The sequence below is a fragment of the Amycolatopsis marina genome (assembly GCF_900111885.1).
In the GTDB taxonomy this organism is placed as follows: domain Bacteria; phylum Actinomycetota; class Actinomycetes; order Mycobacteriales; family Pseudonocardiaceae; genus Amycolatopsis; species Amycolatopsis marina.
On the sequence record NZ_FOKG01000003.1, the window covers coordinates 127,768 to 153,136 of the forward strand.

Here is a 25,369-nt window from a genome sequence, read left to right on the forward strand (position 1 = left end):
CGCGTCACCGCGCTGCGCCGCGGAGCGCGCCGGACCAGCACAGCGAGCGAGCCGACGCCAAGGGCGTAGAGCACGAAAGCCGCGCTCGCTCGCGTCACCGCGAGGCGCCGCGGAGACGGCCTGTCCGCGGCGCAGCGCTGGCGGTCAGGAGCTGCGGTCAGGCCGACTCACGGCGCACGAGTTCGGTTGGCAGGATCACCGGCGCGAGCGCCTGTCCTGGCCGTTCGATCTGGGTGACCAGCAGTCGGACGAGCTCCCTGCCCATCTCGTGCACCGGCTGGCTCACACTGGTCAGCGCCGGGTCGGTGTTGCGCGCCACGTCCGAGTTGTCGAAGCCGATCAGGGCCACATCGTCCGGCACGCGGCGGCCCTCGGCACGGAGCACCCGCAGCGCGCCGGCGGCCATCAGGTCGCTCGCGGCGAACACCGCATCGATCTCGGGATCCTCCTCGAGCAGTTCGCGCATGGCCCGCTCGCCGCTCGGCTTGCCGAAGTCACCCTGCGCCACCAGCCTGGTCACACCGCGCCGCCCCTTCAATGCCGAGCGGTAACCCATGAGGCGGTCGATGCCCGCTGCCATGTCCTGCGTGCCGGTGATCGTCCCGAACCGGCGGCGGCCCTGCTGGTACAGGTACTCGGTCGCGGCCCGTGCTCCCGCCAGATTGTCGGCATCCACAAAGGGAACACCGTCCATGCCGGACATCGGCCTGCCGATCAGCGCCACCGGCGCGCCTGCCGCCACCAGATTGCGCGGCAACGGATCGTCACCGTGCAGGGAAATCAACACCACACCGTCGACGTGGCCGTTGCGCACGAGCTGCTCCACCCGCTCGTGCTGTCGCGCGGTGCTCGCCATCATCATGTTCAGCTGCAGGGGGGTGGAGGACAGTTCCTGGCTGAGCCCCCGGACGAGCGAGGCGAAGAACGGTTCGCTGAACACCCGTTCCTCCGACTCCGACACCACGAACAACACGGTGTCGCTACGCCTCGTCACGAGACTGCGCGCTGCCTGGTTGGGAACATAGCCGAGCTTTCGGATCGCATCCTGGACGGCCTTGAGCTTGCTCTCGCTCACTTCTAGCGATCCGTTGATCACCCGGGACACCGTGCCGCGGGAGACACCCGCCTCGGCGGCGACCTGCTCAAGCGTCGGCCGTCCAGCCGTTCGGACCCGGCTCGAGCTCGGCATACGGCACACTCCTCGATCGGCGCGCGTGGTTCCCATGGTGCGAAATCATCGTACTGGGAACGCTCACGAGAAGACGGAGTGTGAGCCGTTGGCCGCGGTGTCCTCCCGGGTCCGGAGTCAGTGGGCAAGCGGATTCCAGCGGGTCGGGCAGGCCAGGAACGCGCAGCTGAGCCAGGACGGGAAAGCCGTCACAGCCAGGAATGTGGCCTGAAACGGCAGCCTGCCCCCGGGTGGCTCCGCGACCTTCGGTTTCCAGGGGACGTGGACCGGCGCGAATCCTGTCCCGGCGGAGTGCACGTTGAACGGAGCACGCTGCGGCTGACCGGGGAATGACCGGCAGGTGGGAAAAGTCGCGGCTCGGATCCAAACTGTGCGTGGATGAGTTTCCGGCTGGCGGCGTATTGCCGTGTGCATCGAGGACCGGCGTGTGCTGCTTGCCCGCTACGTGTCACCGAAGAATGCGACGCGCTGGTCGAACGCTTGCTTGGCGTGGACTCCCGGGTCATCCCCGTGGCCGAACGCCGAGTCGGTCTGGATATTTCGAGGGTGTGGTCATGCTCGGCGTCGGTGACGTCAGCCTGTCCTACGGCGGCGGCATCGAGCTGATGCGGAATATTTTGGACAGTCAGCGCGCGGTTCTCGACGAGGTGCTGGACGTCGACATCGCCGAGATTCCTCAGGTACAGACCCTCTACAAGGCGGTGCAGCGGTACCGGGACAACATGTGCAAGCTGCCCGAGCAGAGCCAGCCGGAGCAGTACATCGAGGTGTTCAACCGGGGATCGCGGCCGTTCCGCTACGACATCCACCCCGGGCCATTGTGGACAACCCGAGGGCAGGGTGAACGCCAACGGCGTGCGGTGGAAGCGGATTCCGGGCCTCGGCCGCACGGGCGCGGGGTCACCGCGGCCAGCCGGACTCCCACGGCGGTTGCCCCCGGCCGCGGAGAACACGATGACGACGTTCAACCCGTTCAGTGGCAGCGCAACACCTCCGACAACGTCAACCGCACGGTCACGGCACACACGGTCGGCCGGGGCGAGCACCCACTGAAGATCTGGATGGTCGACCCGACGGTGGTGACGCAGAAAATCGTGGTTGACCCGGGTGGACTGAAACCCGGCTACCTGGGTTCGCCGGAGAGCCACCACACCCATCCACGCTGGTGACCGGCCAGTCAGCGGGGTCAGTGAGAGCTTCCGAAACTCCGCTCGAAGACACAGTCGGCAGACCGGTGACCCCATATCGCGACAAAAGGGTTAACCTCGTGGGAGACACCTCGCACACCACGACGGAAGGAGCGGGCAATGATCTACCTGCTCGCGGTGATCGGCGCACTGACCATCGCCGTACTGTTGTGGCGGGCGTTCGGTGCCGAACGTGTCGGCGTGCCGACCCGACAGGCGCCGACCGCACCCGACGACGACCCGGACTTCCTGCGCAAGCTTGCCGAGGAACAGCGCAAGCGGCGGCGCGAAGACGAGAAGTAGCGACGAGATCCCAGGACTACCGCCTGGGATCCCCGCTAACGAACTGTGCGGTCGTTCGGGAAACCGTCGGCCACCGTCGCGGCCAGTTCCAGCAGTGCCAGCCTGGTACCCGCGTCCAGGCGATCCAGTTCGATCTCCGCGCCCTCTTCCAGATGCGGATCGAACGGAATCTTGCACACTCCCCGCGTCCGCGCGCCGAAATGCGCGGCCAGCTTCTCGAGATCGACCGAGCCGCCCTTCGGCCGCACCGAGTTGATCACCGCTACGGAACGTTTCACCAGGTCGCCGTAGCCGTGAGCATCCAGCCAGTCGAGCGTGGCCGACGCGCTGCGGGCACCGTCCACGGAACCCGACGACACGATCACGAGCGCGTCGGCGACGTCGAGCACGCCCTTCATCGCCGAATGCATCAGTCCGGTGCCGCAGTCGGTGAGGACGATGTTGTAGAAGTGCTCCAGCAGGTTGACCGTGCGCCGGTAGTCATCCTCGGAGAACGCCTCGGACACCGCGGGGTCCTGCTCACTGGCCAGGATCTCCAGCCTGCTGGCACCCTGTGAGGTGTACGAGCGGACGTCGCTGTAGCGCGTGATCTTGTCCGCGTCCCGCAGCAGGTGCCGCACCGTGGCCGTGGTCTCGATCGGAATCTTCTGCGACAGCGTCCCCCTGTCGGGGTTGGCGTCCACCGCCACCACCCGGTCCCCGCGCAGGGAAGCGAAGGTGGAACCGAGCGTGGTCGTGGTCGTGGTCTTGCCCACCCCGCCCTTCAGGCTCAGCATCGCGATCTTGTAGCACCCGCGCAGCGGCTGGTTGACCCGCGAGATCAGTTCGCGCTTGCGCCGGTCGGCCGGGCTCTCGCCCGGATTGATGAGCCCACCGCTGCCGACGAAGATGGCCTTGCGCCAGCCCGTCTGCGGGCGCCGCTTCATCCGCTTGACCAGGTGCGCCGAGGTCAGATCGTTGCCGCCCGTCAGCGCGTGCCTGCCCACCTGCTGCTGACCCGGCATCGGCGGGACGGCGTACTGCCCCGCGTTCGGGGCCTGCTGCTGGTACTGCTGGTACTGCGGCGGATGCAGCGGCGGCAGATTCGGGTCGTAGCCGTGGTGGTAGGCGGGCTGCTGCTGCGGACCGGACGGCGTGGCCTCGGTGTAGTAACTGGGCTGCGCGGGATCCGGCGACGGCGGCGGCACCTGATAGGGCCCCGAGGTACTCGGGTTCGGCGGCACCTGGTGTGGCCCCGAGACCGACGGGTTCGCCTGCGCGGCCGGATGCGGGGTCGAGTCGGTACTCTCCTCGGAGAACCCCGCCGCAGCCCCCTGGTCCTGCTCCGCCTGCGGATTGTGCCACTGCGTCGGCGTCTCGGCGGCCAGTCCTTCCTGGTCCCCGGTGTAGCCGTCAGCCGGGTCTTCGTTGGGTCCGGTCACCGCTCTGCCATCCTCCTGTGCTTGTCGCAGGACGCGCACGTCCCCAGCGCCATCAGTGCCTGTCCGAGAACCCGCGACGCGATCACCCCGGGTTCGCGCAGAGCATTTGCCGTGATCAGCTCTCAGACGCTCTCTCACGGGCGACGGTAGTCGCAGGACGGCCGAGGGTCGAACGCAGGTGCACTACCCCACCCCTGCGTAGGAATGCAATCCCGTCGTGACCAGGTTGACGAAGAACAGGTTGAACACCGTCATGGCGAAGCCGATCACGTTGATCACCGCGGCGCGGTTGCCGCGCCAGCCCGCCGTGGCCCGTGAGTGCAGGTAGGCGGCGTAGACCACCCAGGCGATGAACGCCACGGTCTCCTTGGGGTCCCAGCCCCAGAACCGGCCCCACGCGGCCTCGGCCCACACCGCACCGCACAGCACACCGAAGGTGAAAACCGGGAACGCGAACACCGTCGTGCGGTACGCGACGCGATCGAGCACGTCGAGCGCGGGCAGCCTGGGCCCGAACCGGGCGAACTTCTGCGGGTCCTTCTCGTGCCGTGACCGGATCAGGTAGAGCACGCTCGCCACACCGGGCACGAGGAACACACCGGAGGACGCGGCCGCGGCCGAGACGTGGATGACCAGCCAGTACGACTGCAACGCGGGCTGCACCGGGGCGGACTCGGCGTAGAGCATGGTGCCGCCGACGAACATCAGAATCACGACGGGCAGCAGCACGAACGCCGAGAGGTGGCGCACCGGCGAGCGGCGCAGCACGACGAGCCAGGTCACGACCGCCACCAGGCAGATCGCCATCGTGTACTCGTACATGTTGCCCCACGGCACCCGGTTCGCGGAGAGCCCGCGCAGCACCAGCGCACTCAGGTGGAGCAGGACAGCGAGCACGGTCAGCGCCACGCCCATGCGGCCGAAGCGCTCGGCCCGGCTGCGCTCCCGCCCTGCCGGGGTGGGTCCCGCGCTCCCGGCAGGGGGCTCGGCGGCGGTCGTCGACGGCGGTCCGCCCGCGCCGACGAGTTCGGCGGCGCGTACCCGGGTGCGTTCGGCGCCCTGGGTGCCCTTGCGCCCGAACGACTGCTCGACCAGGAAGAAGATCATCGCGAGCACGTACACGACGACCGCTGTGGTGTAGGACCAGTCGCTGAACTGCGACAGTGTCTCGTTGACCGGCATCAGTGTTTCCTTGCCTCGCGCAGCAGTCCGGCTGCGATCCGGTTGAACTCCTCGCCGTACCCGGCCTGATCCGTCCTGGCCAGACCGCCGATGTCTACCACGGTAAGCCGCTGATCGGCGGCGGACTCGGCAGGGGCCACACGGACCCACAGCCTGCGCCGCTTGACCAGCAGTGAGCCGGCCAGCCCGATCAGCATCGCGACCGCGAAGCCGAGCACCCAGACCTGGGTGGGGTCGTGCGAAACCTGCAGGGAGACCCATCGCTGCACGCCGTCGAAGCTGACCGTGGTGCCGTCGTCAAGCGTGAGCTTCTCGCCGAGTTCCAGGTTCTCCCGTGCCACCCGCTCCAGCCTGCCCTGGTCCACCATCGACTGATCGACCTCGAAGATCGACTGGCCCCGACCGGAGTCGATGCCGAGGTCACCCTTCATGACGTCGACCGCGACGGCGGGGTCGTCGAGCTGCGGCCCGGCCGAACTGAGCACCTTGCCGTGCAGGAACGCGGTCGGGGCGAACAGCCCGGTGATCGCCAGTTGCTGCTCGCGGCGCTGCACCGGGTCGGTCACACCGGGTGGATCGAATTTGGTCGCGCCTTCGGACAGCAGGGTGGTCTGGTCCATCGGCCGCCACTGGATGGTCTGGGTCCGCACGCTGCCGTCCGGGAACGTGACGGTGAAGGTCGGCGCGAAGCCGTGGCCGAGCAGGTAGACCCGGTCCCCCGCCGTGCGCAGCGGTTCGTTGACCTCCAGGTTGTACGGCCGCCAGGTGCCGGTCTCCAGATCGGGCCCGGACTGGTACTCCAGGTCGGCTTCGTAGTGGTTCGGCTGGTTGTTCTCCGTGTACTCGGCGGCGAAGCCGTTGACCCGCAGGCAGAACGGGTTCAGCTGGGTGCCGTCGACCTGTAGGCCGGGATTGAACGAGTCGTAGTTGAGGATGCCGGAGTTGCAGAACGGCTGGCCGTCCGCCTGCACGATGACCTGGCCCTCGTAGGAGAACATCTTGCCCAGCGCGAACGCGACGATCAGGCCGAGCATCGCGAAGTGGAACACCAGGTTGCCGGTCTCGCGCAGATAGCCGCGTTCGGCGCTGATACTGCGCGCGCCGCCTGCCTCCGCACGCTCGATGATCCGCCAGCCACGGAGGCGGGAACGGGCAGCGGTGAGCACGTCGGCGGGCTCGGCCGTCACCTCGGCCCGCTGGTGGTGCGGCATCCGGGCGAGGTTGCGGGGGGTGAGCACCGGCTTGGCCCGCATGGAGCGGACGTACTCCAGGCTGCGCGGTGCGAGGCAGCCGACCAGCGACACCATCAGCAGGAGGTAGATCGCCGAGAACCAGACGCTGCTGTAGACGTCGAAGAACTGCAGCCGGTCCAGCAGCTCACCCCACCAGCCGTAGGCGGCGATGTACTCCTCGGTCTTCGGCGGGTTGAGCGAGCGCTGCGGCAGCAGCGCGCCGGGCATCGCGGCCAGCGCGAGCAGGAACAGCAGGATCAGCGCCGTGCGCATCGAGGTGAGCCCGCGCCAGGTGTTGCGGACGAAGGCGAACGCGCGCCGCGCGGGCGTCTGCCGGTAGGGCTTGCGCGGCCCGGCGGGAGGTGCCTCGGTAGCGGTCACAGCGGCAGCTCCACATCCGAGATGAACGCGTCGCGCATCCACGCCACCATCTCGCCCCACAGCCCGGTGACGAGCATGATGCCGACCACCAGCAGCAGACCGCCTCCGGCGAGTTGCACCCGCCTGCCGTTGCGGCGCAGCCAGTCGGTGGCGCGCACGGCCCAGCGGGCACCGAGCGCGATGAGCAGGAACGGCAGTCCCAGTCCGAGGCAGTAGACCAGCACGAGCAGGAACCCGCGGGCCCCGCTGCTGCCGCTGGCGGTCGCGATCGCGAGAACCCCGGAGAGCGTCGGGCCGATGCACGGCGTCCAGCCGAGACCGAAGACGGCCCCGAGCACGGGCGCACCCCACAGGCCGCCACGCGGCACGTGATGGCCACGAACCTCGCGTTGCATGAACCGGAACCGGCCGAGGAACACCAGCGCCATCGCGATGGTCAGCACTCCGCCGACACGTTGCAGGACGTCCTGGTTGACGAGCAGGGCGTCGGCGAGCCAGACGAGGGTGCCGACACCCGCGACGAAGACGACGGTGAACCCCAGCACGAACAACGCGGTCGCACCCAGCACGGCGTACCTGCCCTGCTTGCGCCCCTCGTCCTCGTTGACGGCGGGCGCGTCCGCGCCGACCAGGGCAGCGAGGTAGGCGAGATAACCCGGCACGAGCGGCACCACACACGGTGAGGCGAAGGAGATCGTCCCGGCGAGCAGCGCCACCCCGGCCGCGAGCAACAGCGGCCCTGAGGTCGCCAGCTCGGTTACGGGATCCACACGATCAGGGTAAGGAGTGTGAACGACGTGAGGCGCTGAGGGTGGTGGCCAGCAGGAGCCCGGTCACAGCTGCCGGCGCGCGGCCTCAGCGGCTCGCGGGCGCGGCGGCAGCGGCCTGCGGTTCGGCGGCGAGGCGCTGGACCACCGGGAGCAGGTCCTCCGCCAGCAGTTCCCGCAGGAACACCGCGGCCACCCGGTGCTGCCGATCCAGCACGATCGTCGAGGGCACGAAGTTGCGCGGATAGCCGGACAACTTCAGCAGCGTCCGCCCCGCCGGGTCGTAGATCGACGGGTAGGTCAGGTTCCGATCGCGCATGAAGTCGATCGGCGCCTGCCGGTCCGGGTCCCGCAGATCGATCCCCAGCACTCGCACGCCGTCGTCCTTGGTCTGCTCGTAGACCTTCTGCATCTCCGGCGCCTCGGTCCGGCACGGCCCGCACCACTGACCCCACAGATTGATGACGACCACCTCGCCGGCGAAGTCCGCGGTGGAGATCTGCTGCCCCTCGTTGAACAGGTCCTCGCCCGAGATTTCCAGCGATTGCCGGTCCGGATCGTCGTAGAAGATGTCCACTTTGCCGCCCGGTGAGACGAACTCGAACGTGCTGCCGCGGGACACGGCGTCATCCCCGGAAGTGCAGCCGGTCAGCACCAGTGCGGCCGCACACAGTGCCGCTGCCGCCCTTCGTGCCCCTGCAAAACCCATCTCAGGCACCTGTCTTGCTCGGGTCGGTGGTTCCGCCGGGTTCGCTGTAGACGATGTCGGCCAGCGTTTCACCTTCGAAGACCAAGCTGGTCAGCGAGGCCAGCGAGCACTGCCGTCTGCGCGGGTCGTGCCACAGCGGACGGCCCTCCAGGTACCGGCGCAGCGTCCAGACCGGCAGTTGGTGCGAGACACACAGCGCCTCGTACCCCTCGGCCTCGGCGCGAGCCGCGTGCACGGCGCCGAGCATCCGTTGCGCGATCTCGGCATAGGGCTCACCCCATGACGGCTTCAGCGGGTTGTGCAGCTTCGACCAGTGCCTCGGCTGACGCAGCACGCCGTCGCCCACCGAGACTCGAAGGCCCTCGAACCGGTTGTCCGCCTCGATCAGCCGGTCGTCCGTGGCGATGTCGAGCCGGTGTGCGGCAGCGATGGGGGCCGCGGTCTCCTGCGCCCGCTGCAACGGGGAGGCGACGACACGCACGAGCTGGTGCCCGGACAGCGCCTCCGCCACGGACAGGGCCTGCTTGCGCCCGGTCTCCGACAGTCCGAAACCGGACAACCTGCCGTAGAGGATTCCGTCCGGGTTGTGCACCTCGCCGTGCCGCAGCACGTGGACGATAGTCGTCGTCATGCCTGCACGACCTGCGCCGCGGCGCGGGCCGCGAACGGTAGCGCGGCCTCGATGGCCTCGAACGCGTCATCGTCCATGGCGGCGTTGACGAACCACGCCTCGAACGCGCTCGGCGGGGCGTACACCCCACGTTCGAGCAGGGCGTGGAAGAACGGCGGGAAGCAGTCGGTGCGCGCCGTGGCGGCGTCGTGGTAGTTGCGCACCGGCTCCTCACGGAAGAACACGCTCACGAGGTTGCCCGCGTACGCCACGGTGTGCGGGACGCCCTCGGCGGTCAGCGCCTCGCCCAGCAGCGCGCCGAGCCGCTGGGAGTTGGCGTCCAGCGCGCGGTACACGGACTCGTCGGCGGCACGCAGCGTGGCGAGGCCCGCGGCGACGGCCACGGGATTCCCGGACAGCGTGCCGGCCTGGTAGACCGGGCCGGTCGGCGCCAGCCTGGCCATCACGTCGGCGCGCCCGCCGAACGCGGCGGCAGGCAGCCCACCGGACATGACCTTGCCGAAGGTGTAGAGGTCGCCCGCGACCCGTTCCAGCCCGAACCAGCCGCTGCGGGAGACCCGGAATCCGGTCATCACCTCGTCCATGATCAGCAGCGCGCCGTGCTCGTGCGCGATGTCGCGCAGAGCGGCGTTGAAGTCGGCGTCCGGCGCGACCGCGCCCATGTTGCCCGCCGCGGCCTCGGTGATGATCGCCGCGATCGTGTCCGGCGCGTCGGCGAAGGTCTGCCGAACGGCCTCGATGTCGTTGTAGGGCAGGACGATGGTGTCCTCCGCCTGGGCGCCGGTGACGCCGGGCGAGGTCGGCAGACCCAGTGTCGCCACACCGGAACCGGCCTGCGCGAGGAGCGCGTCCACGTGACCGTGGTAGCAGCCAGCGAACTTGATGATCTTGCTGCGCTCGGTGAAACCCCTGGCCAGGCGGATGGCGCTCATCGTCGCCTCGGTGCCGGAGTTCACCAGCCGGACCTGCTCGACGGGGTCCACCCGTTCGATGATCTCCTCGGCCAGCTCCACCTCACCGACGGTCGGGGTGCCGAACGAAAGGCCCTCCGACGCCGCCGCGCGGGCGGCGGAGACGACCTGCGGGTGCGCGTGCCCGAGGATCATCGGACCCCAGGACGACACCAGGTCGACATACCGGTTGCCGTCCACGTCGGTCAGGTAGGCGCCGTCACCAGCCGCCATGAAACGGGGGGTGCCGCCGACCGAGTTGAACGCCCGCACCGGCGAGTTGACCCCGCCGGGCGTGGCGACGCTCGCGCGCTCGAACCATGCCTTGGACTCATCAACTGGCTGTGTCACGACACCCAGTCTCGCAAATCCCGGGACGACCGTGCCCGGCAGCCGTCGCGGGTGCGGGGCTGCCGGACCGACGAGGCATCCGTCACACCGGCGTGACCGGCTCCTGCAGCTCCGTGACCCACTCGTCCGGATCGGCGGGACATCCCAGGTAGACCTCACGCGGAAAGCCGGTCGAGGTGTACCCGTTGTCCTCGATCCACCTGGCCATCGCCTGCCAGCTCGGCATGCAGTTGTCCATCGACCCACGGTGCACGAGGACGGCCGCCTTGTCGGCGCCCGGGAGGGTGGTGATCGTCAGGCCGTTGGGGTCGTCGATCGCACCGGCCACCGGAATCGCCGCGTGCACCACGACCTTGCCGTCCGTCTCGGAGGTCCGCTCGTAATAGCAGGTCAGCGGGCCGCTGGGGGTGATCTCCGCGGCTTCCAGCCGCCGGAACAGCTCAGCACACAGGGGCTGGACGACCGGCCCGATGTCCTCGGGCCGGAGATCGGCGGCGATATCGGTCAGTTCGGCCACCGTGGTGGCCGGGATGCTCTTGAGTACGACGTCGTTGGCAAGCATGCTGCCCTCGCTCTCGATCGTTCGGAGCCTCGCCTCGACCTGGTTCAGTCGCGCCGTGTCGGCCGCCAGTGCCGCTTCGAGTTCTGCCCGCCGCAGCGTCAGCATCCCGCGCAGTCGTTCGACGCCGATCTGCTCGTCGAGCAGGTTCCGCACCTGTTCGAGAGTGAAGCCGAGCTCCTTGAGCGCGACGATGCGGTTCAGCCGCGTCAGCTGACCTGCCCCGTAGTAGCGGTAGCCGCTGTACGGGTCGACCCTGGCCGGCCGGAGCAGGCCGATCGCGTCGTAGTGCCGCAGCATCCGGATCGAAACCCCACCGTGCCTGGCGAAATCTCCGATGGTGAACATGACGCCTCCGAGTTGACGGCCTCACATGGTGTCAGGGTCAAGAACTCCGCCACCACATGCTTCACGGGGACACGTATTCCGTGGGGGTGCAGCCGGTCAGCGTGCGGAAGTCGCGGTTGAGGTGGGCCTGATCCGCGTAACCACAGCTGTGCGCGATGTCCGACCAGGACGGGGGCGACGGCGTGGTCAGGAGGGTCGCGGCACGGTGCAGCCGGGCGATGCGCGCCACGGTTTTGGGGGTGAGCCCGATCTGCTCACGGAATCGGACATTGAGGTGCTGACGGGTCCAGCCGATCTCGTCGGCGAGCGTGCTGATCCGAAGGCGTCCGGCCGAGGCCGTCAACCGTTGCCACGCCCCGTGCACCGGCCTGGCCAGTGTGGGGCCGTGCTGGAGACGGGCGGTCAGGTAGTCGTCCAGCACCCGGAAACGCGCGGTCCAGCCGGGCGACTCGGCGAGCTGTTCGATCAGCAGGTGGACATCGGCGCCCACCAGGTCGGCGAGGCCGATGTCGAATTCGCCAGCTCCCGTAGGGGCAGGCCGAACAAGGCGTAGGCACCCACGGGTGTCAGCGCGAGGACGATTCCTCGAGAGGGGCCTGCCTGCTCCAGCACCAGCGGCCGGTCCCGCAGACCCATCACCGGCGATATCGGGAGGTCCTGTCCCTGCCGGGGATCTGGGGCGAGCAACCGGCGAACCAGCGGTGCCTCGAGGTCGATGGTCACCACGATCGCGCCCAGCGGCGCCATTCGCCATGGCTGCGGATCCATCCACCGATAGTCGTGCCCGGTGTAGGTCAGTACGTGCCCTGCCAATCGCGGGTGCGGCTTGCCGAAGACGCGTTGCGCCGGTGCCCGCACGACTTCCCGGCGCGACACCACGAGCGTCCAGCCGGCCATTGCCTCACCCCCGACGCAGGCCATCTTACTTTCGTCCAAGAGAACATCGCCCACGATCCGTAGCGTCAATTTCTCCCAAGAGAGAGGTTTTCGCTGGTGAAAAATATCGGTGAGTTCAGAAGTCCGGCCGCCCGGAAACAGTATTTCGAGGCGTACGACAAGGCGATGAACGAGTGTCCGGTGCCGGATGCCGTACTCGACATCGGCACCCGGCACGGCACGACCCGGGTACACCGCTTCGGTCGGGGCGACGCGCCGCCGATCGTGCTGCTGCCCGCCCTCATGGCCACGTCCGCCTGCTACGCGCCGCTGATACCCGCGTTCGCCGCGCACCGCCCGGTGTATGTGATCGACACGCTCGGCGAGGCAGGCCGCAGTGTGCAGACCGAGCCGTTCGCCGGCATTCCGGACCGCGCTCGCTGTCTTGACGACGTACTTGACGGCCTGGAGCTCACCGACGTCCACCTCGTCGGCGGTTCCACCGGCGGGTGGCACGCGTTCAACCAGGTGATCCACGCGCCGGGCAGGATCGCTTCGATCAGCACGCTCGACCCCACCACCGTGACGGCCAAGTTCTCCTGGCCCGCGATCTGGTACGGCGTGCTCGGTGCGGTTCTCGACAGGGACTGGATCTGGCGGCGGTTCCTGCGTTGGTCCGCGGGCGAGGACATCATGGACCAGCCGGACGCACAACTGGTTCTCGCCGGAATACGCACTTACCGACCGCGGGTTCCCTTTCAGACCTGTCCCGCCGACGACGACATCCGGTCCGTGACAGTGCCGGTACTGGCACTGTTCGGCGCGCGCAGCGTCGTGCACGATTCGAGCGTGGCGGCGGACCGCCTTCGCGCCCTGCTACCTCGTGCCGAGGTGGAGACGCTGCCGGACGCGGGACATTACCTGTTTCTCCGACCGGACGACCGCGCCCGAATCGTCGAACGGGTTCTGGATTTCGTCCACCGCACGAACCTGGACCGGCGGTAGCCCTGGACCGGCCGGCGAGCTCGTGCCTCAACCAGCGGCGTTGCTCTTGCGGTGCTTCCGGCTCGACCTGCGGCGGGTGCGGACGGCGAGCAGCAGCTGCCGCACGGCATCCACCACCAGCAGGCAGGCCAGCGCGCCGAGGCCGATGGCTCCCGCGGCCCAGTCACCCTCGAACCGGGTGGAGGTCAGCTCAGTGCCGTCGGAGAGGCGCAGCACCACCGGCAGCACGACGTTCGACCAGCACAGTGTGGCTGTCCAGAACGCGACGGCGGCCAGCCCCAGCTCGACGAGCGCGACGAGCGCCCGCCACGGCTGGTGCAGCCGTTCACTGGGCGGCGGCGGTTCCGCCGGCCACGCTGGGGAGCCTGCCGTCTCGGCGGCGACCTCGGTCATGGAGTGCAGCATCTCACGAGCGCCGAGCCTCGTGCAGAGCAGAGCGCAGTGCCTCGACGTCCATCGCCCAGGCCAGCACGACGGAGTCGTCGTCGAGCCGGAGCGGGAGTTCGTCGTACTTGCGCGGCACCGTCCAGCCGCCGCCGAGCACGGTGGCGCCCACCGGCGCGCCGACGTCGTCCACCTCGGCGATGCGCTGCACAGCGAGAGGCTCCCGGCCCTGCCACAGGGTGGTCGGCGTCAGTCGCACCGCGAGGAAGCGCCGCCGCGCGTACACCCACACCGACGTCAGGGCCAGGAGCGCGAGGCCGACCAGCGTCCAGGCCAGCGGATGGGTGGGCCCGCCGAGCACCACTTCGGACAGGAACCCGACGAGCGCGAAGAGCGGACCCCACAGCAGCGGAGCCGGACCGGAGCCCGGCTCCTTGTAGAGCACTGTCTCCTCGCCTGCCGAGGTCATGACAGTGACTTCGGGATTTTCGGAAAGTAGCCGGTCACGCTCGGCAGGTAGAGCAGCACGACGGCGGCCGCAGCGAGCAATGCGGAGAGGCTGCCGAACAGCCGGTGCCCGAACAGCAGCAACTGGAAGAGCATCGTGACCACCGCCAGCACGGTGAGCACGGTGCGAGCGGATCGGGTGCCCTCCCGCGCCTTGTAGGCGAACAGCGCGAACATCGCCGCGAAGGCGATCGCTCCGACCAGTGCCGCCCAGAGGAAGCTGGTGGTGCCGGAGGCGATCTGTTCCTCGCTGATCTGGTCGTTCGCGGAGATCTCCACCAGTTGGGCGATGATCGCGTCCTTGTTGACCAGCGTGACCACGTATCCGAGAACCATGGCGGCACCGGACGCGAGCCACAGGCCGAACGAGATGTTCACCAGCTTCGGCGGATCCACCACCCTCGGTGCGTCACCGGGCATCCGGGGAGCGGGCGGTAGGCCGTCGGATCGCCGCTGGTCGTCCGATTCGTCCGGGGTAGTCACGTGCAGCACCCTACCGGCGAGGAACCGTGGTGGCGTCAAGGACCGCCACGCATTCCCGCCACCGTCCCCCACCCCCGTAGTTGGTGCGTCTGCAAGTACGCCCATGCAAGATCAAGTTAGCCGTTTTCTACAACCCAGCGGACTCACCCGAGCCGTTCCGTCCGACTTGCTTGGGGGTAGTTATGGACGAAGTCGATCTTGCTTGGAGGTACTTGCAGGCACTCCAAGTTGGTGCGGGAGGGCTCAGTCGGCGAGCCAGCGGGCGGCTTCGGCCGCCCAGTAGGTGAGGATCATGTCCGCCCCGGCCCTGCGGATCGACGTGAGCACCTCGAGGACCGTTCGCTCCCGGTCCAGCCAGCCCTTCGCGGCAGCGGCCTCGACCATCGCGTACTCGCCCGAGATGTTGTACGCGCCGACCGGAACCGGTGACGTCTCCGCGGCGGCCCGGACGACGTCCAGGTACGCCAGCGCCGGCTTGACCATCACCATGTCCGCGCCCTCGGCGACGTCCAGCTCGATCTCGCGCAACGCCTCGCGGGCGTTGCCCGGGTCCTGCTGATAGGTCTTGCGGTCGCCCTTGAGCTGGGAGTCCACCGCCTCGCGGAAGGGACCGTAGAACGCGCTGGCGTACTTGGCGGAGTAGGCGAAGATGCCGATGTCGGCGAAATCGGCGTCGTCCAGCGCCCGGCGGATGACGCCGACCTGACCGTCCATCATGCCGCTCGGCCCGAGCAGGTGGGCGCCCGCCTCGGCCTGCGCGAGCGCCATTTCGGCATATCGCTGCAGGGTGGCGTCGTTGTCCACCCGGCCCTGCGCGTCCAGCACACCGCAGTGTCCGTGGTCGGTGAACTCGTCGAGGCAGGTGTCGGCCATCAGCACGGTGTCGTCGCCGAGTTCGGCCCGCAGGTCGCGGAGGGCGACGTTGAGGATGCCCTGCTCGTCGACAGCCCCCGAACCGGTGGCGTCGTGCGTGCCGGGAACGCCGAAGATCATCAGACCGCCGACGCCCGCCTCGACCGCCTCGACGGCGGCTTCGCGCAGCGAGTCACGGGTGTGCTGCACGACTCCCGGCATGCTGGAGATGGGCCGGGGTGAGTCGGCGCTCTCGGCGACGAACATGGGCAGAATCAGCTGGCGCGGCCGGACAGTCGTCTCGCTGACCAGACGCCGCATGGCCGGGGTGACCCGCAGACGCCGCGGGCGATGCTCGGGAAACACGCCAGCGACGGTACTCCGGCCAGGTGCGGACACACCGAGGGCCACCCCGCGGTTGGCGGGGTGGCCCTCGGTGCGACACGTCAGGAACGGCGGGCGCGCTTGGCCTTGCGCGGGGGCGGGAGGGCCCCCTCCGCACGCAGCCGCGCCGCGTGCTCGGCGAGCGCGTCGACCAGCGCGATGACGTTCGGCGACTCCGGCTGGACGTCGACCCGCAGGCCGAACTCCGTCGCCGTCTCGGCCGTCTTCGGGCCGATGCAGGCGACCAGCGTGCGGGTGTGCGGCTTACCGGCGATCCCCACGAGGTTGCGGACCGTGGACGACGAGGTGAAGCACACCGCGTCGAACCCGCCGGTCTTGATCATCTCGCGGGTCTCGGCGGGCGGCGGCGCGGCACGCACCGTGCGGTACGCCGTCACGTCGTCGATCTCCCAGCCGCGGTCGCGCAGGCCGGCGGACAGCGTCTCCGTGGCGATGTCGGCGCGCGGCAGCAGGACCCGGTCCACCGGGTCGAGTACGTCGTCGTAGGGCGGGAACTCCTCGAGCAGGCCCTCGCTGGACTGCTCGCCGGAGGGCACCAGCTCGGGGATGATGCCGAAGGAACGGACCTTCTCCGCGGTGGCCTCGCCGACACAGGCGATCTTCACACCGGAGAACGCGCGGGCGTCCAGGCCGAACTCCTCGAACTTCTCCCACACCGCGCGCACCGCGTTGGTGGAGGTGAAGACGATCCACTGGTAGCGGCCGTCGACGAGACCCTTGACCGAACGCTCCATCTGCGCGGGGCTGCGCGGCGGCTCGACGGAGATCGTCGGCACCTCGTGCGAGGTGGCGCCGTGGCTGCGCAGGCGATCCGCCATGTCACCGGCCTGCTCCTTGGTGCGCGGCACCAGCACCTTCCAGCCGTACAGCGCGCGGGACTCCCACCAGGACAGCTTCGAACGGTTGCCCGCCTCCGTGCCGATGGTCACGACCAGCGGCCCCACCAGCTCGCCGGCGTCGGCGGACAGCGTCGCCAGCGTGCTGTCGACCGTGCGCTGGGTGTTGATCGTGCCGTTCGACGTCACCGCGACCGGGGTCTGGGCCGGAACGCCCTTGTCCACCAGCGCGGACGCCGCCTCGGCAAGATGGCTGGACGTCGCGTGCAGCACCAGCGGTCCCGGGATCGCCGCGAGTGCGCCCCAGTCCACGTCGGAGCGGACGTCGACCTCGGTGTGTGTGCCACCGAGCGCCACACCGGCGTAGGCGGGCACTGCCGCACCCGGCGACACCCCCGGCACCACGTCGAAGACGGCGCTGGTCTTGGACACGGCCTGAACCTCGGCCACCACCGCGGGCTGGGTCAGCGGGTCACCCGCGATCAGCCGCAGCACCAGCCTCCCTGCCTTGGCCTCGGCCGCGAGGTCCTTTGCTACGTCGCCCGGCTCACCGACGGCGGGACGCACCTCGGCCGCCGAACCTGCGAACGTCAGCACTCCGGACGGCACGTCCGGGTCGGTCACCACCAGGTCGGCCTTGGCCAGCAACTCCTGGGCGCGGACAGTGAGCAGTCCGGCGTCCCCGGGGCCCGAGCCCACGAAGGCGACTCGCCCCGTGGTCTTTCGTGCGCGGGTCATGTGTGTATTTCTCCTCATCAGCGGCCATGGCGATCACGTGCGGCCGTATCTCTACTGGGCGTGTTCGTCGGTGTTGGCGGATGCGCGCGGACCTCGCGCCTCGCACCAACGCTTCTCAGCGCGAGTTGCGCCCCGGGCCGGACAGCATTCCGGCTCCGAGGTCGAGCAGCTCCGCGGCCAGATCCCGGCCGAGCTGCTCCGCCTCGCTCTTCTCGGCGACGGCCGAGGCACGCAGGATCTCCACCGGACCGGAACCGGCCCCGATCCCCTCGAGCCCCGCGGCGGCGACCCCACGCAACGAGATGCGCTCCACGACGGAGCCGTTCTCGTCGAGGTCCTCCACCACTTCGGCCAGTGCGCCGACGGGTGCGCTGCAACCGGCTTCGAGCGCGGCCAGCATGGCGCGCTCCGCGGTCACCGCGACCCTCGTCACTTCATCATCCACAATGGATTGAAGAAGATGCTCTACGTCCACCTCGTCGACGCGAGTCTCCACCGCCAGCGCACCCTGCGCGGGCGCGGGCAGCATCTGGATGGGCTCCAGCGTCTCGGTGATGTCGTGCAACCGGTCCACCCTGGTCAGCCCGGCCCTGGCCAGCACGACCGCGTCGAGTTCACCACTGGTGACCTTGCCGATCCGGGTGTCGATGTTCCCGCGAATCGGCGTGATCTCGAGACCGAGGCCGAGCGCGCGCAACTGCGCGATCCGGCGCGGCGATCCGGTTCCCACCACCGAGCCGGGAGGCAGTTCGCCGAGCGTCAGCCCGTCCCGGGCGATCAGGGCGTCCCTCGGGTCGGCGCGTGGCGGGACGGCGGCGAGCACGATCCCGCTCTCCGGCGCCGTCGGCAGGTCCTTGTACGAGTGCACCGCCACGTCGATCTGCTTCTCCAGCAGCGCCTCACGCAGCGCGGAGGTGAAAACGCCGACGCCGATCTCGGCGATGGGCGCGCTGGAGCGGTCGCCGGGCGTGGACACCCGGACGATCTCGACCGACTGCCCCGCCTCCTCGAGCATCCTGGCGATCGTGCCGGTCTGCGCGAGGGCCAGCTTGCTGCCCCTGGTGCCGATCCGGATGGTCCTTGTCATCAGTTGTCACCGTCTGTCTCATCGGAACCGCGCGTCCGCATACCGTCCACATGCGACGGTCCATTGCGGATCCCGCGGATGTCGATCTGGTCGTGCTTGGCAGCCGCCGCGACGCTGGACACGGCGGCGGGCGCCTGTGGGTCGAGCCCGAAGAGCTCACTCAGCGCGTTCGCGTAGTCCGTGCCCGCCGTCTCGGCGGCCAGTTGCTTGACCCGCACGGTGGGCGCGTGCAACAGCTTGTCCACCACCCGGCGGACGGTTCGCCCAACCTCCTCGCGGACGTCGCCGTCGAGGTCGGGCAGGCGGTTGTTCAGTCGCAGCAGTTCGGCGTCGACCACCTCGGCGGCCCGTTTGCGCAGTGCGGTCACGGTCGGGGTGACCTCCGCGCTGCGCTGGCCCGCCAGGTACTCCCGTACCTCGTCCAGCACGATCCCCGCTGCCCGCGCGATCTGCTTCTCGGTGTGCGCGCCCGCTTCGCTCATCCGGCGGCGAACCGTCTCCAGATCCACCACCTCGACGCCAGGCACTCGTGCCACGGCGGTGTCGACGTCCCTCGGCAGCCCGAGGTCGCAGATCACCAGCGGCCGGTCCGGCCGCGAGGTCACATGCTCGGCGGTGAGCACGGCGTCCTGCGATCCGGTGCAGCTCACCACGACGTCGGCCCGCGCGACGGCGCCGGCAAGGTCGCTCATCGGCACGGCGGTGGCCGGGATCCCGGACTCGCTGACCGAGGCAGCCAGCCTGGCCGCGTTGCTCTCGGTGCGGTTGGCCACGGTGACCGAGCCGATCCCGCCCTTGCGCAGCTGGGACGCGGCGAGCGCACCCATCGAGCCCGCACCGATGACCAGGGCATGGCGGCCGGTCAGTTCACCGGCGGCGGCGAGCGACTCGGAGACCACCGAGGCGCCCAGCGCGTCCAGGCCGGTCTCGGAGTGCACCCGCTTGCCGACTCGCAGTGTGGTCTGCACGAGCTCGTGCAGCCCGCTGCCCACGGTGCCCGCTTCGCGCGCCGTGGCGTAGGCGGCACGAACCTGGCCGAGGATCTGTGTCTCGCCGACGACCATCGAGTCCAGGCCGGATGCGACCGAGAACACGTGCTCGACCGCCGCGCCCGCGTAGTGCACGTACAGGTTGTCGTAGAGCTGCGCGGGCTCCATGCCCGCCTGTCGGGCCAGTACGTCGGCCGCGTCGGCGAGACCACCGTGGAAGGTCTCCACCATGGCGTAGACCTCGATGCGGTTGCAGGTGGAGACCAGCATCACCTCGGAGATGTGCTGCGCCTTCTGCAACTCGTGCAGCACCTTGACGAGCTCGTCGGCGGGCACGGCGGTCCGCTCGAGCAGCGCCAGGTCCGCCGTACGGTGCGAGAGCCCGATGGCCAGCACACTCATGACCTTTCCACCAATCCGTTGCCAAGGCCCAGCTTCGTCATCGGCACTCGCGAGTCGCTCGAAGATCCGTTGGCGGCTGCCTGCGCCGACGCCGCCGCCTCCGCGATGTCCGCGCGCCTGGCGACGTGGAAGGACAGGATCTGCAGCTCGACGGCCAGATCCACCTTCCGCACCTCCACGTGCTCAGGCACCTGCAGAACCACAGGGGCGAAGTTCAGAATGCACTGCACCCCACCCGCGACCAGGCGGTCACAAACCGACTGCGCGGCCGTCGGCGGGGTGGCGATGACTCCGATGGAGATCTGCCGCTCGGTGCACACGGCCGGGATGTCGTCCAGATGCGACACCGGCAGGCCACCGACCGGTACTCCGACCAGGTCCGGGTCGACGTCGAACAACGCCTCGACCGGGAACCCGCGACCGGGGAAGCCACCATAGTTGGCCAACGCATGACCGAGGTTTCCGATTCCCACCACGGCGACCTTGTGCTTGCGGGTCAGCCCGAGCGTTCGCTCGATCTGCCCGACCAGCACGGTGACCTCGTAACCAACGCCACGGGTGCCGTAGGAGCCGAGGTACGAGAGGTCCTTGCGCAGTTTGGCGGAGTTCACCCCGGCGACAGCGGAGAGCTCCTCGCTGGAGACCGTCGTGGCGCCCTGGTCGGCCATTCCCGACAGCACCCGCAGGTAGACGGCGAGCCGGGCGACGGCAGCCTCGGGGATGGCCTTGGCGCGAACGGCATCACCCTCGCCCGCGGCGCCGTTACCGGCGTCCACGGCGGGCATCTCCGCGGTCGGAGCGTTGTCGGCGTCCGGCGCGTCCCTGGTGACTCCTCGGCCGCGCTTGTGCGCGGCCTGGGCCCCGTTTCGCCGGCCCCGCTCTGCCACCACGCTGGCTCTCCTCGTCAGCAGGCCACATCCGGCCCGTCATCGGCGTACATACTTTCGTAGCTCAACTCTTGACCTTGCGAACGCAGGGGTGTTCGATATCCGGTCCGCGCGGGTCGCTGGCAATACGGTAGCTATTTGTGAACGCAGGCACAAAGTGGCTGGTCCATGCCGTTGCCAACACCACAGGATGCCTCGCGCTCACTCTCTCTCGCTATGACGGGCCACACATGCCACCTGCCCGGAGCAGCACGAAGGCCCGCGCGACAGCCGTCGCACGGGCCTTCGGGTACCGCGGGAGTTTCTGTTCCTCAGTTGGTGCCCGGCATCATCACCGAGTCGATCACGAACACGGTGGCGTTCGCGGTCGGGACGTTTCCGCACAGCACCTTGGCGCCGTTGACGGTCATGTTCTCGCCCTCACCCTCGATCTTCAGCGGGCCACCCGCGTTGTTCAGCGACTCCACCGTGCCGGCCTCGACCAGGCCCTCGCGGTCGTAGCGCTGCGGCACGACGTGGTACTGCAGGATCGGGGCCAGCTCGTCCGGCTTGCCCGCGAGCTCGTTGAACTTCTCCTCGCCCAGCGCGTCGAAGGCCGGGTCCGCGGGTGCGAACACGGTCAGCGCCTCAGCACCGTTGAGGGTGTCGCCCAGCCCGTCGACCGCGCCGACGGCGGCGACCAGCTTGGTCAGCAGCGGGTTGTTGCTGGCCGCGGTGGCCACCGGGTCGTCGATCATGCCGCCGACGGAGCCTTCGCCCTCGGTCGGCACCTGGGAGCAGCCGGGGCCGTAGACGTCGTCGGCTGTGGTAACCCCGTCGCCGGCCGCGGAGCTGCTGCTCTCCATCGGGGCTGACGAGGGAGCAGGGGTGTCGTTCTCCGAGCCCGAGTCGGCGTTGGTGTCGTCGCCACCACAGGCGGCGAGGGACAGGATCGCCGCCGCGGCGATACCGGCTCCTGCGAAGCGTCGCACGTTCCTCACTGAAATCACTCCATTCTGGGTCCGGACCGCCGACGGGGGCCGGAGCGAGCCTTGTTGCTTGTCATGGGTGATTCGGTGCCGGTAGGGCGGCGGATTGCCCACACCTTGAAATTATTCGCGAAATTTCTAACGGTGCCGAACAAGCGCGCTCTCAGGCGGTGTTGAACAGCACCGAGTGCCAGCCCGTCGCGCCGTCGGGCACGGCGGGCACCCGCTCCTCGGTCTGCGTGTAACCAGACCGGTCGGTAGCCCGTGCGGTCGCCTTGTGGCTGCCGGGCGGAACGTCCAGTTCGATCTGCCACATCCGCCACGTGTCGTCGTTGACCACTGTGGACAGCTCGGCCTCCTGCCACGGGCCGTCGTCGAGCCGGACCTCGACCTTCTCGATACCGGTGGGCTGCGCCCAGGCGATCCCGGCGACCACGACCCTGCCAGCCCCGAGATTGGCGAAGCCCTTCGGCGAGTCGATCCGCGACATCGTCTTGATCGGTCCGCGCTCTCCCCAGCCACGGTCGAGCCAGTAGGCGTTGCGCGCGTCCCAGGTGGTGATTTCCAGGTCCCGTACCCATTTGGTGGCCGAGACGTAGCCATAGAGGCCGGGCACCACCATCCGGGCCGGGAACCCGTGCTCCAGCGGCAGCGGTTCGCCGTTCATCCCGATCGCGAGCATCGCGCCCCGGTCGGGATCCAGCGCTGCCTCGACGGGCGTTCCGCAGGTCCACCCGTCCTCGCTGGTGGAGAACAACTGCTCCGCACCGTCGCGCACCCCCGCTTCGAGCAGCAGGTCGCGCAGGTCCACTCCGATGAAGTTCGCCGTGGAGATGTACGGGCCACCCACCTCATTGGACACACAGGTCATCGTGATGGTGCGCTCGATCAACGGTCGTCCGCGAATGTCGTCGAAGGTGAAGGTGACTTCGCGGTCGACCATTCCGTGAATACGCAGCGACCAGTCCTCGGCCCGCACCTGGGGCACGATCAGTGCGGTGTCGACGCGATAGAAGGAATTGTTCGGGGTAATGAAGGAAGGAGTGCCGAGTTTGGCGAAATCGGCGTCGGCCGGAACCGGTGGCGCCGGCTCGGCGACCGCCAGTTCCCCGATCGCCGCTCGCGAGGCGCCCGCGTCCCTGGCGGAGGAGACCAGCTGCCCGCCGAGCCCGACGACTCCGGCGCCGACCGCGACACCGCCCGCGCCCACCAGGAACCGTCTGCGGTTCGGGTCCGCCGATGCCGTTTCGACGTCGGGGTCGGTCTCCGTGTTCTCGTGCTCGGCAACCGCGCTGCGCGGCGCGATGCGGTGCAGCCAGCGGAACACGAGCACGCCCGTGCCGAGACTCGCCACGGGAGCGAGGAGGGACAACTGCCCCAGCGCGGGCCGGTTGAACACGGCCACGAGCCCGACAAGGCCGAACAGGGCGATGATCACCGTGCCGGGAACGACCGAGCGCCGGGACACCAGCCCGGCCACCGCGGCCAGCACCAGCATCACAACGGCCATGCTGCCGAGCAGCACGAGCTTGTCGTAGACGCCGAAGGTGCGCACGGCGTAGTCCTTGAGCCAGGTCGGCGTCAGGTCGATGGCCGAGTTGCCCACCGCGAGATACGGCGAGGAGTTCAGGCCGACGAAGGCGGCCACCAGGTGCCCTGCCGCCAGCGCGGCGGCGAGCGCGAGCACGCCGACCAGCGCGGCAACGAGCACCGACAGCCTGGGTTTGCGGTCCTGGGTGCCGTCAACGGCAGTCACGTCAGCGCTCATGTCTCAATATTCGGTGCCAACGAGCGTTCGGATTGCCGCGATCGTCCTTACGAGTGACTTACGGACCTGCCAGCTCAGGCCAGAGCACGGCGCAGCCGGTCCTCCTCAACGGACCAGTAGCCGTGCTCGTCGCCGTCGACCAGGATCACCGGCACGCGGTCGCCGTACTCCGCCCGCCATTCGGTGTCACTGTCCACGTCGAGGGCCGACCACTGCACGCCCAGCTCCCCGCAGATACGTTCCACGTCCCGCTCGGCGCGCTCGCACGCCGAGCAGCCCTGCCTGGTCATCACGGTCACCTGGTGCATGTCAGTCATCCCTGTCCACCTTCAGATCGCCTACCTGAGATTCATCCGCCGCAGCTTGCCCGTCGCGGAGTGCGGCAGCGAGTCGGCGAACTCCACCGTGCGCGGCACCTTGTACCCGGCGAGCGCCTCCGTGCACGCGTCCATCACCTGCTGCTCCGACAGCGCCGCACCCCGCTCGGGCACGATCACGGCCTTGACGGCCTCACCGCTGCGCTCGTCGACGACGCCGACCACGGCCGACTCGGCCACTCCCGGCAGTGCGTTGATGACGCTCTCGACCTCGTTCGGGTAGACGTTGAATCCGTTGACGATGATCAGATCGTTGGCCCGGTCCACCAGGTGCAGGTCGCCATCGGTGTCCAGGTAGCCGACGTCGCCGGTGCGGAACCAGCCCTCGCCGTCGGGGCCGTGCGCCCCGTCCGGCCAGTAGCCGGAGAACAGGTTGGCGCCGCGAATCGACACCAGTCCAGTGCCCATCGGCTCCCCGTCGTCCTCGGCGAACACGTCGTCCGGGTCGGCGGGGTCCAGCGGGACCGGGCCGACCGTGCCGTCACTGTCCACGAGCCGCAGTTCGACCCCCGGCAGTGGCCTGCCGACCGATCCCGGCTTCGGGTATCCGGTGACCATCGTCGTGGTGACCACGGGCGCGGTCTCGGTCAATCCGTAGCCCTCGAACACCCCGAGACCGGTCGCGCCGCGGATGGCGGCCAGCACCTTGGGATGCAGCGGGGCGGCACCCGAGGTGAGCAGGCGAACCGTGGCGAGGCCCTCGCCCAGTTCGTCGGCGGGGAGCGCGGCGAGTTCCACGTACATCGTGGGCACCCCGAGCAGCGAGGTCACCCGGTACTTCACACAGGCCTCGAGTGCGGTGTGCACGTCGAACCGCTCCGCGAGCACCAGGGTCGCGCCTGCCGAGGTCCCTGCCAGCAGGCCGGGGCCGAGGCCGTAGACGTGGAACATCGGGATGCTGATCAGCACGCGGTCGCTGGGCTCGACGACCCGGACGGGGAGGTGCTCCAGCTGGGTGACGTTGGCGAGCAGTGCCCGGTGCGACAGCATCACGCCGCGCGGCGCTCCGGTGGTGCCCGAGGTGTACGAGAGCACGGCGAGGTCCTCGCCCGCCCCGACCGGCTCCACCGGCTCGGGCCGCTGCTCCCCAGCGGTGACCGCCGACAGCACCCGGACGTCACCGGGTAGGTCGTCGGCGGCCGCACCGATCAGCAGCCGTGCGCCACTGTGCTCGATGAGTCCGCGCAGCTCCGACTCCGGCCCCTGCGGTGGCAGTGGCACGGCCACCCCGCCTGCCCGGAGCACGCCGAACAGCGCGATCACGAACGCCACCGAGGTGGGTAGGCACAGCGCGACCCGATCGCCTGCGGTCAGCCCGGCCGCCCTGAGTTCGGCCACCTGCGCGTCCACGGCGGCGTCCACCTCGGCCCAGGTCAGCGTCTCCGCCGTCGCGGTGTCCACCAGCGCGGCCGCATCGGGCTTCGCGCGTGCGGTGGCGGCAAGCAGATCGGCAACGTTGCCCGCATGTCCAGACGCCCCGTCAGCGTTTGTCTGGGAACTCGGGTCCGCGATCGATTCGCCAGGGCTGACGCCCTGCCGCCTCGATAGCGGGACTTCGTCGGCCGAGTTCCACAAATCACCGTGATCTCGCGACT

At 69.3% G+C, this 25,369-nt stretch carries 27 protein-coding genes; 4 read left to right on the top strand and 23 right to left on the bottom strand.

Annotated features, from left to right (window positions below; all coding sequences use genetic code 11):
- Positions 1–157: 157 nt before the first annotated feature.
- Positions 158–1,189: a LacI family DNA-binding transcriptional regulator gene (locus BM199_RS06805; RefSeq protein WP_091671239.1), complete on the bottom strand. Its 1,032-nt coding sequence runs from the start codon at positions 1,187–1,189 to the stop codon at positions 158–160.
- 220 nt (positions 1,190–1,409) lie between these two features.
- Here BM199_RS06805 and BM199_RS35155 point away from each other — a divergent pair, with 220 nt between their 5' ends.
- The 3 genes from BM199_RS35155 (at position 1,410) to BM199_RS06825 (ending at position 2,679) form a co-directional block, all read left to right on the top strand.
- A complete protein-coding gene (locus BM199_RS35155; RefSeq protein ID WP_218160306.1) occupies positions 1,410–1,511 on the top strand; it encodes a cellulose binding domain-containing protein in 102 nt (33 codons plus the stop codon).
- A gap of 232 nt (positions 1,512–1,743) precedes the next feature.
- A complete protein-coding gene (locus tag BM199_RS06820) occupies positions 1,744–2,358 on the top strand; it encodes a glycosyl hydrolase 115 family protein (RefSeq protein ID WP_218160301.1) in 615 nt (204 codons plus the stop codon).
- Between the two features lie 138 nt (positions 2,359–2,496).
- Positions 2,497–2,679, top strand: a complete 183-nt coding sequence (locus tag BM199_RS06825) for a hypothetical protein (RefSeq protein ID WP_091671243.1) — start codon at positions 2,497–2,499, stop codon at positions 2,677–2,679.
- 35 nt (positions 2,680–2,714) lie between these two features.
- Here BM199_RS06825 and BM199_RS06830 read toward each other — a convergent pair whose 3' ends face one another.
- From BM199_RS06830 to BM199_RS34460, 10 genes are all read right to left on the bottom strand, one after another.
- Entirely contained in the window at positions 2,715–4,100 is a 1,386-nt protein-coding gene (locus BM199_RS06830; protein ID WP_245788199.1) for a MinD/ParA family ATP-binding protein, read from the bottom strand.
- A gap of 183 nt (positions 4,101–4,283) precedes the next feature.
- Positions 4,284–5,282: a c-type cytochrome biogenesis protein CcsB gene (ccsB, locus tag BM199_RS06835; protein ID WP_091671245.1), complete on the bottom strand. Its 999-nt coding sequence runs from the start codon at positions 5,280–5,282 to the stop codon at positions 4,284–4,286.
- Positions 5,282–6,895, bottom strand: a complete 1,614-nt coding sequence (gene resB, locus BM199_RS06840) for a cytochrome c biogenesis protein ResB (RefSeq protein ID WP_177242501.1) — start codon at positions 6,893–6,895, stop codon at positions 5,282–5,284. Before resB ends, ccsB begins: the two co-directional genes overlap by 1 nt.
- Positions 6,892–7,665 carry a cytochrome c biogenesis CcdA family protein gene (locus tag BM199_RS06845; RefSeq protein WP_091671247.1) on the bottom strand — a complete coding sequence of 258 codons (774 nt, stop codon included), beginning with the start codon at positions 7,663–7,665 and terminating at the stop codon, positions 6,892–6,894. The genes resB and BM199_RS06845 overlap by 4 nt, the downstream gene beginning before the upstream one ends.
- An 85-nt stretch (positions 7,666–7,750) precedes the next feature.
- On the bottom strand, positions 7,751–8,371 hold the full coding sequence (locus tag BM199_RS06850; protein ID WP_091671248.1) for a TlpA disulfide reductase family protein: 621 nt from the start codon (positions 8,369–8,371) through the stop codon (positions 7,751–7,753).
- A 1-nt stretch (position 8,372) separates the two neighbouring features.
- The gene (locus tag BM199_RS06855) at positions 8,373–9,002 is read right to left on the bottom strand and encodes a histidine phosphatase family protein (RefSeq protein WP_091671250.1); all 630 of its coding nucleotides are present in this window, start codon (positions 9,000–9,002) and stop codon (positions 8,373–8,375) included.
- A complete protein-coding gene (gene hemL, locus BM199_RS06860) occupies positions 8,999–10,303 on the bottom strand; it encodes a glutamate-1-semialdehyde 2,1-aminomutase (RefSeq protein WP_091671251.1) in 1,305 nt (434 codons plus the stop codon). Before hemL ends, BM199_RS06855 begins: the two co-directional genes overlap by 4 nt.
- A gap of 82 nt (positions 10,304–10,385) precedes the next feature.
- Positions 10,386–11,210: a MerR family transcriptional regulator gene (locus BM199_RS06865; protein WP_091671253.1), complete on the bottom strand. Its 825-nt coding sequence runs from the start codon at positions 11,208–11,210 to the stop codon at positions 10,386–10,388.
- A gap of 61 nt (positions 11,211–11,271) precedes the next feature.
- On the bottom strand, positions 11,272–11,700 hold the full coding sequence (locus BM199_RS34455; RefSeq protein WP_245788200.1) for a helix-turn-helix domain-containing protein: 429 nt from the start codon (positions 11,698–11,700) through the stop codon (positions 11,272–11,274).
- A complete protein-coding gene (locus BM199_RS34460) occupies positions 11,676–12,107 on the bottom strand; it encodes a DUF6597 domain-containing transcriptional factor (protein ID WP_245788201.1) in 432 nt (143 codons plus the stop codon). Before BM199_RS34460 ends, BM199_RS34455 begins: the two co-directional genes overlap by 25 nt.
- 165 nt (positions 12,108–12,272) lie before the next feature.
- On the opposite strand from BM199_RS34460, the gene BM199_RS06875 reads away from it, so the two are divergent.
- The gene (locus tag BM199_RS06875; protein ID WP_245788202.1) at positions 12,273–13,091 is read left to right on the top strand and encodes an alpha/beta fold hydrolase; all 819 of its coding nucleotides are present in this window, start codon (positions 12,273–12,275) and stop codon (positions 13,089–13,091) included.
- A gap of 27 nt (positions 13,092–13,118) precedes the next feature.
- On the opposite strand, the gene BM199_RS06880 is transcribed toward BM199_RS06875, so the two are convergent.
- The 12 genes from BM199_RS06880 to BM199_RS06935 all read right to left on the bottom strand — a co-directional run bounded on the left by BM199_RS06880 (position 13,119) and on the right by BM199_RS06935 (position 25,220).
- Positions 13,119–13,484 carry a hypothetical protein gene (locus tag BM199_RS06880; protein ID WP_091671592.1) on the bottom strand — a complete coding sequence of 122 codons (366 nt, stop codon included), beginning with the start codon at positions 13,482–13,484 and terminating at the stop codon, positions 13,119–13,121.
- Positions 13,485–13,497: 13 nt separating this feature from the next.
- Positions 13,498–13,944 carry a hypothetical protein gene (locus BM199_RS06885; RefSeq protein ID WP_091671256.1) on the bottom strand — a complete coding sequence of 149 codons (447 nt, stop codon included), beginning with the start codon at positions 13,942–13,944 and terminating at the stop codon, positions 13,498–13,500.
- Complete coding sequence (locus BM199_RS06890; RefSeq protein WP_091671594.1) at positions 13,941–14,465, bottom strand: hypothetical protein; 525 nt, start codon at positions 14,463–14,465, stop codon at positions 13,941–13,943. The genes BM199_RS06885 and BM199_RS06890 overlap by 4 nt, the downstream gene beginning before the upstream one ends.
- A gap of 243 nt (positions 14,466–14,708) precedes the next feature.
- Positions 14,709–15,683, bottom strand: coding sequence for a porphobilinogen synthase (hemB, locus tag BM199_RS06895; RefSeq protein WP_091671257.1), 975 nt, complete (start codon positions 15,681–15,683; stop codon positions 14,709–14,711).
- 80 nt (positions 15,684–15,763) lie between these two features.
- Positions 15,764–17,296, bottom strand: a complete 1,533-nt coding sequence (locus tag BM199_RS06900) for a bifunctional uroporphyrinogen-III C-methyltransferase/uroporphyrinogen-III synthase (protein ID WP_091671259.1) — start codon at positions 17,294–17,296, stop codon at positions 15,764–15,766.
- A gap of 115 nt (positions 17,297–17,411) precedes the next feature.
- Positions 17,412–18,383, bottom strand: coding sequence for a hydroxymethylbilane synthase (gene hemC, locus BM199_RS06905; protein ID WP_091671261.1), 972 nt, complete (start codon positions 18,381–18,383; stop codon positions 17,412–17,414).
- Positions 18,383–19,774 (bottom strand): glutamyl-tRNA reductase, encoded by a 1,392-nt coding sequence (locus BM199_RS06910; protein WP_091671263.1) that lies wholly within the window; start codon positions 19,772–19,774, stop codon positions 18,383–18,385. Before BM199_RS06910 ends, hemC begins: the two co-directional genes overlap by 1 nt.
- Positions 19,771–20,664 (bottom strand): redox-sensing transcriptional repressor Rex, encoded by an 894-nt coding sequence (locus BM199_RS06915; RefSeq protein ID WP_091671264.1) that lies wholly within the window; start codon positions 20,662–20,664, stop codon positions 19,771–19,773. Before BM199_RS06915 ends, BM199_RS06910 begins: the two co-directional genes overlap by 4 nt.
- 308 nt (positions 20,665–20,972) lie before the next feature.
- A complete protein-coding gene (locus BM199_RS06920) occupies positions 20,973–21,632 on the bottom strand; it encodes a fasciclin domain-containing protein (RefSeq protein ID WP_245788203.1) in 660 nt (219 codons plus the stop codon).
- A 160-nt stretch (positions 21,633–21,792) separates the two neighbouring features.
- A complete protein-coding gene (locus BM199_RS06925) occupies positions 21,793–23,397 on the bottom strand; it encodes a molybdopterin-dependent oxidoreductase (RefSeq protein WP_091671267.1) in 1,605 nt (534 codons plus the stop codon).
- Between the two features lie 74 nt (positions 23,398–23,471).
- Positions 23,472–23,705, bottom strand: a complete 234-nt coding sequence (locus BM199_RS06930; protein WP_091671596.1) for a glutaredoxin family protein — start codon at positions 23,703–23,705, stop codon at positions 23,472–23,474.
- A gap of 30 nt (positions 23,706–23,735) precedes the next feature.
- Positions 23,736–25,220 carry an AMP-binding protein gene (locus BM199_RS06935; RefSeq protein ID WP_091671598.1) on the bottom strand — a complete coding sequence of 495 codons (1,485 nt, stop codon included), beginning with the start codon at positions 25,218–25,220 and terminating at the stop codon, positions 23,736–23,738.
- Positions 25,221–25,369 lie beyond the last annotated feature (149 nt).